The 15,121-nt window shown below is 64.0% G+C and carries 22 protein-coding genes and 2 tRNA genes; 1 reads left to right on the top strand and 23 read right to left on the bottom strand.

Annotated elements, in window-relative coordinates:
* Nucleotides 1–17: 17 nt before the first annotated feature.
* The 4 genes from G6N81_RS06680 to G6N81_RS06695 all read right to left on the bottom strand — a co-directional run bounded on the left by G6N81_RS06680 (nt 18) and on the right by G6N81_RS06695 (nt 3,530).
* Nucleotides 18–89, bottom strand: a tRNA-Thr gene (locus G6N81_RS06680).
* 90 nt (nt 90–179) lie between these two features.
* Complete coding sequence (locus tag G6N81_RS06685; RefSeq protein ID WP_165134740.1) at nt 180–1,394, bottom strand: M23 family metallopeptidase; 1,215 nt, start codon at nt 1,392–1,394, stop codon at nt 180–182.
* Nucleotides 1,395–1,617: 223 nt separating this feature from the next.
* Nucleotides 1,618–2,436: an inositol monophosphatase family protein gene (locus G6N81_RS06690; RefSeq protein WP_165134743.1), complete on the bottom strand. Its 819-nt coding sequence runs from the start codon at nt 2,434–2,436 to the stop codon at nt 1,618–1,620.
* A gap of 131 nt (nt 2,437–2,567) precedes the next feature.
* A complete protein-coding gene (locus G6N81_RS06695; RefSeq protein ID WP_165134746.1) occupies nt 2,568–3,530 on the bottom strand; it encodes a hypothetical protein in 963 nt (320 codons plus the stop codon).
* A gap of 229 nt (nt 3,531–3,759) precedes the next feature.
* Between G6N81_RS06695 and G6N81_RS06700 the strand changes: the two genes are divergently transcribed.
* Nucleotides 3,760–3,841 (top strand) — tRNA-Tyr (locus tag G6N81_RS06700).
* Nucleotides 3,842–4,154: 313 nt separating this feature from the next.
* Here G6N81_RS06700 and rplQ read toward each other — a convergent pair.
* The 19 genes from rplQ to rplN all read right to left on the bottom strand — a co-directional run bounded on the left by rplQ (nt 4,155) and on the right by rplN (nt 15,119).
* A complete protein-coding gene (gene rplQ / locus G6N81_RS06705; RefSeq protein WP_165134749.1) occupies nt 4,155–4,655 on the bottom strand; it encodes a 50S ribosomal protein L17 in 501 nt (166 codons plus the stop codon).
* A gap of 35 nt (nt 4,656–4,690) precedes the next feature.
* Nucleotides 4,691–5,680, bottom strand: a complete 990-nt coding sequence (locus tag G6N81_RS06710) for a DNA-directed RNA polymerase subunit alpha (protein WP_165134751.1) — start codon at nt 5,678–5,680, stop codon at nt 4,691–4,693.
* A 168-nt stretch (nt 5,681–5,848) separates the two neighbouring features.
* A complete protein-coding gene (gene rpsK, locus G6N81_RS06715) occupies nt 5,849–6,247 on the bottom strand; it encodes a 30S ribosomal protein S11 (protein ID WP_165134753.1) in 399 nt (132 codons plus the stop codon).
* A 19-nt stretch (nt 6,248–6,266) separates the two neighbouring features.
* Nucleotides 6,267–6,641 (bottom strand): 30S ribosomal protein S13, encoded by a 375-nt coding sequence (gene rpsM / locus G6N81_RS06720; protein WP_165134756.1) that lies wholly within the window; start codon nt 6,639–6,641, stop codon nt 6,267–6,269.
* 148 nt (nt 6,642–6,789) lie between these two features.
* Nucleotides 6,790–6,906 (bottom strand): 50S ribosomal protein L36, encoded by a 117-nt coding sequence (gene rpmJ, locus G6N81_RS06725; protein ID WP_105566322.1) that lies wholly within the window; start codon nt 6,904–6,906, stop codon nt 6,790–6,792.
* 68 nt (nt 6,907–6,974) lie between these two features.
* Nucleotides 6,975–7,193 (bottom strand): translation initiation factor IF-1, encoded by a 219-nt coding sequence (infA, locus tag G6N81_RS06730; RefSeq protein WP_165134758.1) that lies wholly within the window; start codon nt 7,191–7,193, stop codon nt 6,975–6,977.
* Nucleotides 7,194–7,427: 234 nt separating this feature from the next.
* On the bottom strand, nt 7,428–8,087 hold the full coding sequence (locus G6N81_RS06735; protein WP_165134760.1) for a DsbA family protein: 660 nt from the start codon (nt 8,085–8,087) through the stop codon (nt 7,428–7,430).
* A 25-nt stretch (nt 8,088–8,112) separates the two neighbouring features.
* On the bottom strand, nt 8,113–8,916 hold the full coding sequence (gene map, locus G6N81_RS06740) for a type I methionyl aminopeptidase (RefSeq protein WP_241245127.1): 804 nt from the start codon (nt 8,914–8,916) through the stop codon (nt 8,113–8,115).
* 50 nt (nt 8,917–8,966) lie between these two features.
* Nucleotides 8,967–9,551, bottom strand: a complete 585-nt coding sequence (locus G6N81_RS06745) for an adenylate kinase (protein ID WP_241244899.1) — start codon at nt 9,549–9,551, stop codon at nt 8,967–8,969.
* Nucleotides 9,548–10,870 (bottom strand): preprotein translocase subunit SecY, encoded by a 1,323-nt coding sequence (gene secY, locus G6N81_RS06750; RefSeq protein ID WP_165134764.1) that lies wholly within the window; start codon nt 10,868–10,870, stop codon nt 9,548–9,550. The genes G6N81_RS06745 and secY overlap by 4 nt, the downstream gene beginning before the upstream one ends.
* A 119-nt stretch (nt 10,871–10,989) precedes the next feature.
* Complete coding sequence (gene rplO, locus G6N81_RS06755; protein WP_165134767.1) at nt 10,990–11,451, bottom strand: 50S ribosomal protein L15; 462 nt, start codon at nt 11,449–11,451, stop codon at nt 10,990–10,992.
* A complete protein-coding gene (gene rpmD, locus G6N81_RS06760) occupies nt 11,451–11,636 on the bottom strand; it encodes a 50S ribosomal protein L30 (RefSeq protein WP_029151044.1) in 186 nt (61 codons plus the stop codon). Before rpmD ends, rplO begins: the two co-directional genes overlap by 1 nt.
* Nucleotides 11,636–12,331 (bottom strand): 30S ribosomal protein S5, encoded by a 696-nt coding sequence (rpsE, locus tag G6N81_RS06765; RefSeq protein WP_206527850.1) that lies wholly within the window; start codon nt 12,329–12,331, stop codon nt 11,636–11,638. The genes rpmD and rpsE overlap by 1 nt, the downstream gene beginning before the upstream one ends.
* Nucleotides 12,328–12,687, bottom strand: a complete 360-nt coding sequence (rplR, locus tag G6N81_RS06770) for a 50S ribosomal protein L18 (protein ID WP_165134770.1) — start codon at nt 12,685–12,687, stop codon at nt 12,328–12,330. Before rplR ends, rpsE begins: the two co-directional genes overlap by 4 nt.
* 1 nt (nt 12,688) lies before the next feature.
* Nucleotides 12,689–13,225 carry a 50S ribosomal protein L6 gene (gene rplF, locus G6N81_RS06775; protein ID WP_165134773.1) on the bottom strand — a complete coding sequence of 179 codons (537 nt, stop codon included), beginning with the start codon at nt 13,223–13,225 and terminating at the stop codon, nt 12,689–12,691.
* A 6-nt stretch (nt 13,226–13,231) separates the two neighbouring features.
* On the bottom strand, nt 13,232–13,630 hold the full coding sequence (gene rpsH / locus G6N81_RS06780; protein ID WP_165134776.1) for a 30S ribosomal protein S8: 399 nt from the start codon (nt 13,628–13,630) through the stop codon (nt 13,232–13,234).
* Between the two features lie 152 nt (nt 13,631–13,782).
* Nucleotides 13,783–14,364, bottom strand: coding sequence for a 50S ribosomal protein L5 (gene rplE, locus G6N81_RS06785; RefSeq protein ID WP_165134779.1), 582 nt, complete (start codon nt 14,362–14,364; stop codon nt 13,783–13,785).
* 11 nt (nt 14,365–14,375) lie between these two features.
* Nucleotides 14,376–14,747: a 50S ribosomal protein L24 gene (rplX, locus tag G6N81_RS06790; RefSeq protein ID WP_165134782.1), complete on the bottom strand. Its 372-nt coding sequence runs from the start codon at nt 14,745–14,747 to the stop codon at nt 14,376–14,378.
* 3 nt (nt 14,748–14,750) lie between these two features.
* A complete protein-coding gene (rplN, locus tag G6N81_RS06795; RefSeq protein ID WP_165134785.1) occupies nt 14,751–15,119 on the bottom strand; it encodes a 50S ribosomal protein L14 in 369 nt (122 codons plus the stop codon).
* Nucleotides 15,120–15,121: the final 2 nt, after the last annotated feature.

Below are 15,121 nucleotides of genomic sequence, written 5' to 3' on the forward strand. Positions count from 1 at the left end.
TATTTAGTTGCCATGCGAGCCCCGAGTCAGGATTGAACTGACGACCCCTTCCTTACCATGGAAGTGCTCTACCACTGAGCTATCGGGGCGTGTGCCCTTATCTGGGCAACCAGAAAATCATACCAAGCCGATTTCCGATGCGCTAATCCCGGCACCCCGGGCGTTGCGATCCTCGGCGATTAATCAGTAAGGAACGCGCCGCCGAGCTGATCAACGATCGCCGCCCGTGCCGCTTCGCGCTCCTCGTCACTGAAGTGACGGTTACCGTGCTCCTGCATCCAGGGCATCGGGTCGATCGCGGTTCCGTTGACGATGACCTCGAAGTGCAGGTGTGCACCATACGAACGGCCCGTGTTGCCAACGTTTCCGAGCACATCGCCGACCTTGACCGTGTCACCAGCCTGCACCTGCAACGAGCCGTACTGCATGTGCGCGTAGTGGGACGACACAAGCTGTCCGTCGATGATGTGGTCGACGTACACGTTCACACCGTAGGCGCCGCCCGCCTCGGTAGCGATACGGACAACACCGTCAGCGATCGACTGAATCGGAGCACCCTCGCCAGGAACGAAGTCGATTCCCTCGTGCAAACGTCCCCAGCGCATGCCGTAAGGCGAGCTCATGCCGGTTCCGACGATGAACGGCCACTGGATATCCGCACGAATGTCGTTCTCGAACACCGCGTTGGCGGTATTGATGCCGCTGGCCGCGGCGGCCGCGAAGGCCACGTTCTGCTGCGTGGATGCCTCGTAGCCCTCGACGCGCGTCAGGGCGTTCGTTTCGACATTCTCGCCTGCAACGTACGCCTGCAGCTGAGTTTCAGGAAGAGCCGCGACCTCGACGGTCTCGGTCTCAGACCCGCTCGCCGCGGCAACATCGGTGAGAGCACCGGTTCCTGTGGCGAACGGCAACGTTGCGCCAGCGGCGATGAGGCCGACAGCCACGAGTGCGCCTGCCGATGCCGTAGCTGCCGCAAAGCGACGGAACGGAGTATTCAGCGCCTTGCTCGCTGCGGAACGCTCACGTCGTGTGGGCTGCTCGCGCTCTGCCGCCGACTCTTCGTCGACAACGCGAATCTGCTCACCCGTAAAGCTGAATGCTTCCGCAGCTGCGGCGAAAGCATCCTGCTGCTTCTGCTGCTCTTCCGACGGCGTCGGAACATCTGCTGCGGGAGCGAGCGGCGCATCGAACTCGGGAGCGATCGGGGCCGGGTCCTCAACAACGGGCGTAGCGCCCGTCCCAACACGCCGGCGTGCGCGGCGCGACAGCGGAGGCTGCTCGGAGATCGTGACCTCTGCGATAACGTCCTCTGCGACCTGTGCGTCGGCCGCGCGAGCGGCACGCCGTGAGCGTCGCGTAGTCGCGGTCGCCGCGGCAGAGGAATCAGATTTCACGAATGCGCACTTTCGGGGGACGCCCTGGGCGGGGCTGTGAGCGGGTGGTGCGTGCCCTTGCGGGGGAGCAAAGTAACGAACAGGTAACTACGGTACGGGTATCCCCCTGAAAACGCCAATCGAGTCAACCTTTTTCCGTTGTTGCGACGGTGTCATGGAGGAGAACACCAGGTTTTCGCCAGGAATCGGCGACGATCCGCGTCAGATTCCGAGCCTCGCCTGTCTACTCGTCGGCGGTGATTCCAGACACGCGATCACCGATACGGCTCACGAGTTCCGCATCGCCGGCGATCGTCATAATGCGTCCGTGCCGGTCTGCTGGCAGATCGAGAATCCGCCCGCCCGCCTCCTGCACGATGAGCGCGCCGGCCGCGCGGTCCCACGGCTTCAACCCGCGCTCAAAGTAGCCGTCCAGGCGCCCGGCCGCCACATGCGCGAAGTCGAGCGCCGCGGCTCCCGCACGACGAACATCGCGTGCGATCGGCATCACCCGGCGAACGGTGTCGATATCAGCGTCGTGCGTCGCCTTGTCGTAGCCGAAACCGGTGGCGAGCAGAGCTCCGGCCGGAAACTCTGTATTCACGGCCAGGCGGGTGCTTCCGTCGAGACTGTCGAGCACGGCTCCTTCGCCGCGCGCGGCCGAGAAGGTCTCATCAAAAGCGGGGTGACGAACGGCTCCGGCGATCGCCGTCCACGCCAGCGGGTCCGTTCCCCCACGCGCTGCGGCGATACTCACCGCGTACTGCGGGATGCCGTATGCGTAGTTCACGGTGCCATCGATCGGATCAACTACCCACGCCACATCCGTGGTTCCCTCTTCATGCCCCGATTCCTCGCCGAGGAAACCGTCGCCGGGGCGCGCCGCCAGGAGAAGCCCGCGGATGAGGGTCTCCACCTCGCGGTCAGCCTCGGTGACAATATCGGCGACCGACGACTTACTCTCGGCGATACTGACGCCCTCCGAGCGTCTCCGAACGGCGAGCTCCCCCGCTTCGATCGCAACGTCGCGGGCAAGATCGCGCAACTGAATCTCGAGGCTCATGCGTCCACGCTATCGCGCGCGTCGGTAATGGCGGCCCGGGCCCCTCTCCTGCCCGAGACGGACCTCAAGTCCATGCGCCAAACACGAATGTGGCCCGCGCACCAATTCGGTGCGCGGGCCACATGTGCGTTCTACTCGGGACGCGGGGGCGTTGGGGGGAATGGGCTTTGCGGCGGAGCAGGAGCCGGGGCGACCCGTTCAGCCGGGGCTTCGAGGGCTTCGGGGGCCGCTGGCTCTGTCGCTGGCGTCAGGTGGCGTGCGCCCGGCGAGAGCACACCGGAGTGGGCGCCTTCGAAGTCGGGCTGGCCGTTGGGCAGCATGGGGAACGGCGTGACACCGTCGGCGTACATGGGCCACGGAAGCTGCTCGACCGGAGCCTGCTCGACCCCCGCCGGCTGCGGGACCGGCACCTGCTTCGCGTACGCCGGAGGCTGCGGCCGCGACTTCTTCGGGCCGAACAGCGCGTTCAGCAACGGGATCATGGCCGTTCCCACGGCCCCCAGGATCGCGACCGACACCATCAGCCGCCCGTAGATATCGGGGAAGTCGATGACGTACGGCAAAACGAGCCGCAGAAGCGCCATGCCCAGCAGCAAAACGACCAGCGCGGTCGTCACCAGCGCGATCGTGCGCGTGAACGTGGTGACGTAGCGCAGATGCGACTTCCAAAACAGTCGCTGATGGACCAGCGCCAGGACAACGAGAACGATCACGGAAATGAAGCTGAAAGCCTTCCCGATCTCACCCCAGGGCCCCCAATCGGACCAGAGGATCGTGAGGCTGGACAACAGCACGATCACCCATCCGACGGTGCTCGCGAGGACGAACCACTGGGGCCGCTTCGACGCAAGGTTCGCGTCGAGGAGCGTGACGCCCGCGAAGCCTGCCAGGAGCAGAATCGTCAGGAAGGCCTTCCCGATAATGTCGCCCTCTGGTGTCAAGAGCACCCAGACGACCGTGACAATCGCCGCGGCGATCAGCGAACCGATCGCGACCCAGATGGCCCCCTTCATCAGCAGGGGCATACCGTCCGATTCCCGCGCTTCTGGCGCAGGGGCGGGTCGCGGCGGAATGGGAACGTTTGACTCGGACATAGCGTCTCCCTTGTCTTCAGAGCCCCATGATCGCATCCGGCGACGCCGTTCGGGTACGAAACCGTGCGGGTTCACCCGGGTGTCGCCCCGGGATCATCCGGGGCGACACCCGTCGTCCGAGAAATTCTCAGGCGCGCCCGGCTGTCTCGATTTTTCCTGTGGCGAGGGCGTGCGTATGATTAACTCTTGCGTCTCCGGTTGGCTGGGAAAGTTGGGCGGGTGCGCACCTGGCGAGTTGCCCGAGCGGCCAAAGGGAGCTGACTGTAAATCAGCCGCGGAATGCTTCGGGGGTTCGAATCCCTCACTCGCCACGTTAGAAAAGGCCTCACGCATCGCGTGAGGCCTTTTCGCGTTGACGGGCGTATCCGCTAGCACCGGAAGCTACCGGCCAAAATCGCTGGGCGGTCGGGTGTTTTCCATGCGACCCGCAGCCCCCGCGATGCCGAACGAAGGAAAAACTGCGCCGAAACGGCCCGAACCCGCCCGAAACAGGCCCCGGGCGCACGGAATTCCTTCGTTCGGTCGGAGGGTGCGACGCGCGGCCCACCCACACCGCCAGAAAAGCGCGCAAAACACCGCGGGCCCCCTGGACGAATCCAGGGGGCCCGCGGTGGTGAAGAGGTGTTACTTCGCCTCGTCCTCGGTGGTCTCCTCAGCGGGAGCCTCCTCGGCAGCGGCGGGAGCGTCCTCGGCAACAACCGGGGTCTCCTCGACGGGCTCCTCGACGGGAGCCTCCGAGGTCGCGGTTGCCTTGACCTTGGGCGTGACGGGCTCGAGAACGAGCTCAATCACGGCCATAGGGGCGTTGTCACCCTTGCGGGGGCCGATCTTCGTGATGCGGGTGTAGCCGCCCTCGCGGTCCGCAACCTGCGGTGCGATGACGTCGAACAGCTCGTAGACGGCGTTCTTGTCGCGGAGGATCGCCAGCGCGCGACGACGCGAGGCGAGGTCGCCGCGCTTGCCGAACGTGACGAGTCGCTCAGCGATGGGACGCAGGCGCTTGGCCTTGGTCTCCGTCGTCTTGATCGACTTGTGGGTGAACAGCGCCGACGCGAGGTTCGCGAGGATCAGACGCTCGTGGGCTGCGCCGCCACCGAGGCGGGCACCCTTCGTGGGCTTAGGCATGTTCTCGTTGCTCCAGTGTCAGAGAGTCAGGTGGATCAGATCGTCTCGTCGTCGTAGCCGCTGTAGAAGTTGGCGCCGTCAAAGCCGGGCACCGAATCCTTCAGCGACAGTCCGAGCGAGGTGAGCTTGTCGCGCACCTCGTCCACCGACTTCTGTCCGAAATTGCGGATGTTCATAAGCTGCGTCTCCGAAAGGGCGACGAGCTCGCTGACCGTGTTGATTCCCTCGCGCTTGAGGCAGTTGTACGAGCGAACCGACAGATCGAGGTCTTCGATCGGCATCGACAGCTCGTTCGTGAGAACCTGCTCAACCGGTGCAGGACCAATCTCGATGCCCTCAGCCTCTTCGTTCAGCTCGCGAGCGAGGCCGAACAGCTCGACCAGCGTACGACCTGCCGATGCGACGGCGTCGCGCGGCTGGATGGACGCCTTGGTCTCAACGTCAAGAATGAGCTTGTCGAAGTCGGTGCGCTCACCGGCACGAGTTGCCTCGACACGGTAGGCGACCTTGACCACGGGCGAGTAGATCGAGTCGACGGGAACCTGCCCGGCCTCGGCGTACTCGTTGCGGTTCTGACCAGCCGAGACGTAGCCGCGGCCACGCTCGATGGTGAGCTCAAGCTCGAACTTGGCGTTGTCGTTCAGCGTGGCGATAACCAGCTCGGGGTTGTGCACCTCGACGCCGGCCGGAGCCGAAATGTCGGCAGCCGTAACCTGGCCCGCGCCGGTCTTGCGCAGGTAAGCCGTGATCGGCTCGTCGCGCTCGCTCGAAACAACAAGCTTCTTGATGTTGAGGATGATCTGCGTGACATCTTCAACAACACCGGGGATGGTGCTGAACTCGTGCAGCACGCCGTCGATGCGGATGCTCGTGACGGCAGCGCCGGGAATCGACGACAGCAGGCTGCGACGCAGCGAGTTGCCAATCGTGTAGCCGAACCCGGGCTCCAGCGGCTCAATGATGAACCGGCTGCGGAACTCCGAGATCTTCTCCTCGGTCAGGGTGGGACGCTGTGCGATGAGCACTATGTGTTCCTTTCGATCAAGTGCCCGCTATATGACACTTGGTGAATGAGGTCGTGAGTTGTGACAGCAGCGTGCGAGCTGCTGTTCCTCATGCGCGCTTCCAGCGCACGGGTGGAACGGCGTCTTGCCGGGGCGCCGACAGTGTCGGCGCCCCGGCAAAGAGCGTGCTCAGACGCGGCGGCGCTTCGGCGGACGGCAGCCGTTGTGCGCCTGGGGCGTCACATCCGAAATCGAGCCGACCTCGAGGCCAGCCGACTGCAGCGAACGAATCGCGGTCTCGCGACCCGATCCCGGTCCCTTGACGAAGACGTCGACCTTCTTGACGCCGTGGTCCTGTGCCTGACGTGCAGCAGCCTCGGCAGCCATGCCGGCGGCGTACGGCGTCGACTTGCGTGAGCCCTTGAAGCCCACGCCACCCGACGAGGCCCAGCTCAGGACGGCGCCCGAGGGGTCGGTGATCGAAACGATCGTGTTGTTGAACGTCGACTTGATGTGGGCCTGGCCCAGTGCGACGTTCTTCTTTTCCTTGCGGCGCGGCTTGCGCGCGGCGGTCTTCGGCGTTGCCATTGTGATCTCCTATAAACCCTTAGCGAGCCTTCTTCTTACCTGCGACCGTGCGCTTCCGACCCTTGCGGGTACGCGCGTTGGTCTTGGTGCGCTGACCGCGCACGGGAAGGCCGCGCCGGTGGCGGATACCCTCGTAGGAACCGATTTCGACCTTGCGGCGAATGTCGGCGGCAACTTCACGGCGGAGGTCACCCTCAACCTTGTATGTACCTTCGATCGCGTCACGGAGTGCGATGAGCTGCTCATCGCTGAGGTCCTTGACGCGGATGCTCTCGTCGATACCCGTGGCCGCAAGGACCTCGATCGAACGAGTACGGCCAATGCCGTAGATGTATGTGAGTGCGATCACCACGCGCTTGTCACGCGGGATGTCAACGCCGGCAAGACGTGCCATGCGGTTTCTCCTGTTGATAGTGGAGGTGTGGAGCAGAATCGGTGCCCGGGCCTCCGCCCCGAGGTGTCCCCCGCGTTATGCGGGTTCTGACTCTGCCGAAATCATGTTGAGTTGTATGCCTAGCGGCCGCGGCGGCCGCGTCAGGAGATTAGCCCTGGCGCTGCTTGTGACGCGGGTTCGACTTGCAGATAACCATCACGCGGCCGTTGCGGCGGATGATCTTGCAGCTGTCGCAAATGGGCTTAACGCTGGGCTGAACCTTCATGGGTGTTCCTATCGCTGTCTTCGTGCACCGGCTGGGAAACCGGCGACGTTACTTCTCGGCCAGGCCGATCAGCGGTAGCGGTAGACGATGCGTCCACGCGTGAGGTCGTAGGGGCTGAGCTCCACGACGACACGGTCCTCGGGAATGATGCGGATGTAGTTCTGCCGCATCTTGCCCGAGATCGTGGCGAGCACCTTGTGACCGTTCGACAACTCAACGCGGAACATCGCGTTGGGAAGCGCCTCGGACACCGTGCCTTCGATCTCGATGACACCGTCTTTAGCCATAAACTCGCTATCGCTTGAGCAGACCGGCCGGTCTGCGGTGAATGGGGTGATTCGGCGGTGCTGATGCGCGCGAACGCAGGCGCAACACGCCAAAGATCTATAGTAGACGACACGCCTGTGTGGATCAACCCGGGCGTGTCGGCTTCGTGCTAGCGCTCAGGTTTGCCCGGCGCCAACGGAAAATACTCGTCGCCGCGCCCTCCGAAGAAGGCGCGGCGACGAGCACAAAACGACTTAGCCTGCCAGCAAGGGGAGAATGTCGTTCTCGAAGTTCATTGTCGGGGCGATCTCTTCGCCGTTGACGCGAATCGTGGGCGTTGCCGTGATGTTGGCCTCAGAGGTCTTCTCGGCGACGAAGTCCATGTAGGTGCCGTCGGCGATGCACGATGCGGCCCCAGCTGCGCCGGCCTGCTCGGCGTACCTGGTGAGCTGGTCATTGTCCAGGCCGGTGGAGCTCTGACGCGGCTGGTTCTTGAACAGCAGGTCGACGAAGGGGTAGAACGCATCGCCGTTATCTTCGGCGACGCAGTACGTTGCTGCGGCCGCGCGCGTGGAGTACTCGGTGCCCTGCGACTGGTGATCGAGGATTGAGATCGGGTGGATCTCGAGCGTGATGTCGCCGCTCTCGATCCGCTCGGTCAGGTCGTCACCGTAGGCGTCGAAGGAACGCTTGCAGGCGGGGCACATGAAGTCCACGTACTCCTGCACGAGGTCCGGCCCGTCGCCCAGGGCGACACCACCGTTGTCCTGGTTGACGAGACCGGCCGCGGGCGCCTGCGCGGGGGCACTTGCGCGGTTGTTCATCACAACGACGAGTGCGCCAACGGCAACAACTGCCACAACGACAACCGCCGAGATGATGATCGCAAACACATTGCGGTTCTTGCCTGCCATGTCTGAATACTCCTGTAGAGGGGGGTCAGGGAATCGGGGTGGGTGTCACACCAAACGGCGCGAGCCCCGCCGCTCCCCCATCAGGAGCGGTGAGAACCCAGATTCCCTTATGATGCACCGCAACGCTATGTTCCCAGTGTGCGCCGCTGGATCCGTCGACCGTTGTCACGGTCCACTCGTCGTCTTCCACGAACACGTCTTCGTCGCCGGCGGTCATCATCGGCTCAACGCAGATGCACAGTCCGGGCTTGATCTCGGCGCCGCGTTCGGACGTTGCGTAGTGGAACAGCGTTGGCGCTTCGTGCATCTTGCGCCCGATGCCGTGCCCCACATAGTCGCGCAGGATTCCGGCGGGCTGACCCGTCGACGGAAGCGGGTTGGCCTCGATGTAATCCTCGATGGCCGCGCCCACCTGCCCCAGGTGCGAGGCGGATGCCAGCGCCGCGATACCGGCCCACATTGATCCGCGGGTGACATCGCTGAGCTCCTGGCGCTGTTGGACCAGTTCGGTGTCTTCTCCGCCCGGGACGATGAACGTGCGCGCGGAGTCGCCGTTCCAGCCTTCAGGGGTTTCGGCGCCGCAGTCGACGGAGACGATGTCACCGGCTTCCAGCACGCGGTCGCCCGGCATGCCGTGCACCACCTGCTCGTTGACCGAAACGCACACGGTGTGGCTGTATCCGGGCACCAGCTGGAAATTGCTGTGGGCCCCGGCTGCGACGATCACGTCGTTCGCGATGCGGTCGAGCTCGCCGGTGGTAATACCGGGACGAATCGCCTCGCTCACGGCGTCGAGCGCGGCCGCAGTGATGCGACCGGGCTCGACCATGCCGCGAAGCTGATCGGGCTTTTTGTAGATCGACCTGCGGAACACGAGCGTTACCGGGTGAAGCCGCGCGCGTCGAGAGCAGCGAAGATGCGCGCGGTGATCTCGTCGAGCGTTCCGACGCCGTTGATGCGGTCGACGATGCCACGCTCGGCGTAGGTGTCGACAATCGGCGCCGTTTCGCGCTCGTAGATCTCGAGGCGCTTGGCGATGGCCTCTTCGGTGTCGTCGCTACGGCCCTGCTCAGCGGCGCGCTGCGTGATCCGAGCGATCGATTCCTCGCGAGGAACGTCCAGCAGGATCACGGCTTCCAGCGCCTCTTCGCGGCCGGCGAGGAACTCGTCCAGGTGACCCACCTGAACCGCGTTGCGCGGGTAGCCATCGAGCAGAAAACCCTCGGTGGCGTCGGGCTCGTCCAGGCGATCGCGAACGATCTCGCTGGTGACCTCGTCCGGAACGAGATCTCCGGCGTCGGTGATGGCCTTGACCTTCTTGCCCAGCTCGGTTTCGTTTTTGATGTTCGCGCGGAAGATGTCGCCCGTCGAGACCGTGGGGATGCCGTAGGCCTCGGCGATGCGAACGCCCTGCGTTCCCTTGCCCGACCCCTGGGGGCCGACGATGAGCAGACGTGCCGTCACTTGAGAAGTCCTTCGTAGTGGCGCTGCTGAAGCTGCGCGTCGATCTGCTTAACCGTCTCCAGACCCACGCCGACGATGATGAGGATCGAGGCGCCGCCGAACGGGAAGTTCTGGTTGGCCTGAACCGTTGCCAGAGCGATCAGCGGGATGAGCGCGATGAGACCGAGGTAGATCGAACCCGGCGTCGTGATACGCGTGAGCACGTAGTCGAGGTACTCGGCCGTGGGGCGACCCGCACGGATGCCGGGGATGAACCCGCCGTACTTCTTCATGTTGTCTGCGACGTCGACCGGGTTGAACGTGATCGCGACGTAGAAGAACGTGAATCCGATGATGAGCAGGAAGTAGACCGCCATGTACAGCGGGTGATCGCCCGTTGTGAAGTACTGGTTGATCCACTGCACCCAGGCCGGGGGAAGCTGGCCGTCTGTCGGCGTGTTGAACTGCGCGATGAGGGCAGGGATGTACAGCAGCGACGAAGCGAAGATGACCGGCACAACGCCCGCCATGTTGACCTTGATCGGGATGTACGTGTTCGAGCCACCGTAGGTGCGGCGTCCGACCATGCGCTTCGCGTACTGAACAGGAACCCGCCGCTGGGACTGCTCAACGAAGACGACGGCCGCGATGATGACGATGCCAATCGCGATGACGAGAAGGAAGATCTCGAAGCCACGTGCCGCCCAGATGGCGCCGAGGGCACCGGGGAACGTTGCGGCGATCGACGTGAAGATCAGCAGGGACATACCGTTGCCGATACCGCGCTCGGTGACGAGCTCCGCCATCCACATCACGAGGCCGGTTCCGGCGGTCATGGTGAGGATGATCATGCCCTGGGCCATCCAGCTGTCGCTCGTGAGCAACTGCATGCACTCAGGCACGCTGGTGGCACCGAAGAGCTGACCGGAGCGGGCAACGGTGACGAGGGTGGTCGACTGCAGCAGCGCCAGCGCGATCGTCAGATAGCGCGTGTACTGCGTCAGCTTGCCCTGTCCCGCCTGCCCCTCCTTGTGGAGCGTCTCGAAGTGCGGAATGACGACGCGCAGGAGCTGCGTGATGATCGTCGCGGTGATGTACGGCATAACGCCGAGCGCGAAGATCGACAGCTGCAACAGGGCGCCGCCGGAGAACAGGTTGACGAGAGACAGCAGGCCATCCTGCCCCGACGTCTCAGCAAGACACTGCTGAACGTTGGGGTAGTCGATAAACGGCGACGGAACGTGCGCGCCGAATCGATAGATAGCGATGATGCCAAGCGTGAAGCCGATCTTCCGACGCAGGTCGGGCGTGCGGAAGATCCGCGCGATTGCGCTAAACAAGTAACTGCCTCCCAGGAATGGAAGATGCGCGCGTCAGCGCGCACCGTCCACCAGACTAGCGGAAAGGGCCGGGAGCTGTGAGCTCCCGACCCTTTCCGTGTAACGCACGAGGTCCGTGCTTACTTAATCGAACCGCCAGCGGCCTCGATCTTGGCCTGCGCCGAGGTCGAAACCTTGTCGACCTTGACGTTCAGCGCGACATCGAGGTCGCCGCCGCCCAGGACCTTGACGAGCTCGTTCTTGCGAACGAGACCCTTGGCAACGAGAGCCTCAACCGTCACGTCGCCACCCTCAGGGAAGGCAGCAGCGATCTTGTCCACGTTCACGACCTGGTACTCGGTGCGGAACGGGTTCTTGAAGCCGCGCAGCTTGGGGGTGCGCATGTGAAGCGGCATCTGGCCACCCTCGAAACCAACGCGCACGGTGTTGCGAGCGCGGGTTCCCTTGGTGCCTCGGCCGGCCGTCTTACCCTTCGAGCCCTCACCGCGACCCTTGCGGGTCTTTGCGGTGTTGGCGCCGGGGACGGGACGGAGGTGGTGAGCCTTGAGCACGCCGGGGCGTGTCTCGGTGTTATCAGCCATCAGTCGATCTCCTCAACCTTGACGAGGTGAGCAACGGCACGAACGTAGCCGCGGGTCTGAGCGTCATCGGGGCGGACAACCGCGTCACCGATGCGCTTGAGACCGAGGCTGCGAAGCGTGTGACGCTGGTTCTGCTTCTCGCTCACCTTGGACTTGATCTGCGTAACCTTCAGACGCGCGGCCATCAGGCACCTGCCTTCGCTGCAGCGGCGGCCTTAGCCTCCGCACGGACGATACGGGCGGGAGCGACCTGGTCGAAGTCGAGGCCACGACGTGCGGCAACCGCACGAGGCTCCTCGAGTGCCTTCAGGGCCGCAACCGTCGCGTGCACGATGTTGATCGTGTTCGACGAACCCAGCGACTTCGAAAGGATGTCGTGGATACCGGCGCACTCGAGAACGGCGCGGACGGGACCACCGGCGATAACACCGGTACCCGCAACGGCCGGACGCAGAAGCACAACACCGGCGGCTTCCTCACCCTGGACGGGGTGGGGAATCGTCGACTCGATGCGGGGGACGCGGAAGAAGTTGCGCTTAGCTTCCTCGACACCCTTCGAGATTGCGAGGGGAACTTCGCGGGCCTTGCCGTAGCCGACACCCACGAGACCGTTGCCGTCACCGACGACCACGAGAGCGGTGAAGCTGAAGCGACGACCACCCTTCACGACCTTCGAGACGCGGTTGATCGTGACGACGCGCTCCAGGAACTGGCTGTCGTTGCCACGGCTGTTGCGGTCGTTGCCACGACGGTCGCCACGGCCGCGGCCACCTCGGTCGCCACCCCCACGACGGTCGTTGCGCTGCTCGGCCGGTGCCGTCTCGGGCGCGGTCTGAGCTGCTTCCGTGGTCACTTCGGTTGTCTCCTTGATGTCACTCACAGGCTCAGCCCTCCTTCGCGGGCGCCGTCGGCGATCGCTGCAACGCGACCGGCGTACCGGTTGCCACCGCGGTCGAACACGACGGTCTCAATGCCAGCGACCTTCGCGCGCTCGGCGAGAAGCTCGCCGACCTTACGGGCCTTGGCGGTCTTGTCGCCCTCAAGCGAACGGAGCTCGGTCTCGAGCGTCGACGCCGAGGCAAGAGTGTGGCCCTGGGCGTCATCGACGACCTGCACGAAGACGTGGCGAGCGGAGCGTGTCACGACGAGACGGGGACGCTCTGCGGTACCGACGACCTTCTTGCGAAGGCGAGCGTGGCGGCGCGAACGCGCTGCGGACTTCGACTTCACAGCCATGTTACTTACCAGCCTTTCCGGCCTTGCGGCGGACCTGCTCGCCGGCGTAGCGCACGCCCTTGCCCTTGTACGGCTCAGGCTTGCGGATCTTGCGAATGTTGGCAGCCATCTCGCCGACGGCCTGCTTCGAGATACCGCTCACGGTGATCTTGGTGTTGCCGTCGACCGAAAGCTCGATCCCGGCAGGTGCCTCAACCAGAACGGGGTGCGAGAAACCGAGTGCGAGCTCCAGGTTCGAGCCCTTCTTCTGCACGCGGTAACCCGTGCCGACGATTTCCAGGTCCTTCTTGTAGCCCTGGGTCACGCCGATGATGTTGTTGTTGATGAGCGTGCGGGTCAGGCCGTGCAGGGCACGCGACTCACGCTCGTCGTCGGGACGGGTGACGAGAACCTGGTTCTCTTCGACCTTGGCCTCGATCGGGGCAGCGACCTCGAGGGCGAGCTCGCCCTTGGGCCCCTTGACCGTCACGTTCTGGCCGTCGATCTTCACCTCAACGCCCGAGGGAATGTCAATGGGAAGTCGTCCGATTCGCGACATATCAGGTCACCACACGTAGGCGAGAACTTCTCCGCCCACGCCCTTCTGCTCGGCCTGACGGTCCGTCAGGAGACCGTTAGAGGTGGACAGGATGGCGACACCGAGGCCGCCGAGCACCTTGGGGAGCTCGTTCGACTTCGCGTACACGCGGAGGCCGGGCTTCGAAACGCGCTTGATGCCAGCGATCGAACGCTCACGGGTTGCGCCGTACTTGAGGGTCACGGTGAGAGTCTTGCCGACGCGTGCGTCGGTCTCCTCCCATGCCGAGATGTAACCCTCATTCTTGAGGATCTCAGCAATGTGCGTCTTGAGCTTGCTCGACGGCATCGACACCTGGTCGTGGTGCGCCGAGTTCGCGTTGCGCAGACGGGTCAGCATGTCTGCGACCGGGTCTGTCATGGTCATATGAGTGTTCCTTTGTTCATGAGGTTTCGGCTGCCGTTACACGACAGACGACCTTCCACGACGTGGATAGCCAATATTCAATTGTGCATGCGGGTGCCGGGCCCGACCAAGTCGAGCCCGGCACCCTCAGCTGATTGCCGGTATTGCGGCGATCAGTTGGCCTTGACGAACGGGAAGCCGAGGTGCGTCAGCAGCGCACGGCCCTCGTCGTCCGACTTCGCGGTCGTGACGACCGTGATGTCGAAACCGCGAACGCGGTCAATGCGGTCCTGGTCGATCTCGTGGAAGATCGACTGCTCGGTCACACCGAAGGTGTAGTTACCGTTGCCGTCGAACTGCTTCGCCGAGAGGCCGCGGAAGTCGCGGATACGGGGAAGCGCCAGCGAGACGAGGCGGTCCAGGAACTCCCACGCGCGGTCACCACGAAGAGTGACGTGCGCGCCGATGGCCTGGCCTTCACGCAGCTTGAACTGCGCGATGGACTTCTTCGCCTTTGTGACGACGGGCTTCTGACCAGTGATCGCCGTGAGGTCTGCGACCGCACCCTCGATCACCTTGCTGTCGCGAGCTGCCTCGCCGACACCCGTGTTCACAACAACCTTGACGAGGCCGGGAACCTGCATGACGTTCGCATAACCGAACTCTTCCGTCAGCTTCTGACGGATCTCGTTGCGGTAAACCTGCTTCAGGCGCGGCTGGATTTTGCCAGTCTGCGCGGCGGTGTCCGTGCTCATTTACCTGGTCCTTACTTTCCCTTGGGGTCGGGAATGTCAGTTCCCGAACCCTTGGCGACGCGAACGCGCACGGTCTTCTTGACGCCGTCCTTGACCTGCTCCTCGACGCGGAAGCCAACGCGAGTGGGCTTCTTGGTCTCGGGGTCGACGATGGCGACGTTCGACACGTGGATCGGAGCCTCGAAAGTCTCGATTCCACCGGTCTTGGTGCCACGCTGCGTCTGACCGACGCGGGTGTGCTTGGTGATGTAGTTAACGCCCTCGACAACCACGCGGCTGCCGATGACCTCGAGAACCTTGCCCTGCTTGCCACGGTCTCCACCGCGCTCCTGGGTGGCTCCCGTGATCACCTGGACGAGGTCGCCCTTTTTGATCTTCGCCATGAGTTACAGCACCTCCGGGGCGAGCGAGACGATCTTCATGAACTTGCGGTCACGCAGTTCACGACCGACCGGACCGAAGATGCGGGTGCCGCGAGGCTCCCCTTCGTTCTTCAGAATCACGGCGGCGTTCTCGTCGAACTTGATGTACGAACCGTCAGCGCGGCGAACCTGCTTACGGGTGCGGACGACGACGGCCTTGACCACGTCGCCCTTCTTGACGTTGCCGCCAGGAATCGCGTCCTTAACCGTCGCGACGATGGTGTCACCGAGACCGGCGTAGCGGCGGTTGGATCCACCGAGAACGCGAATCGTCAGCAGCTCCTTCGCGCCGGTGTTATCGGCGACCTTGAGGCGGGATTCGTTCTGGATCATGG

Source organism: Microbacterium amylolyticum, from assembly GCF_011046975.1.
Classification (GTDB): domain Bacteria; phylum Actinomycetota; class Actinomycetes; order Actinomycetales; family Microbacteriaceae; genus Microbacterium; species Microbacterium amylolyticum.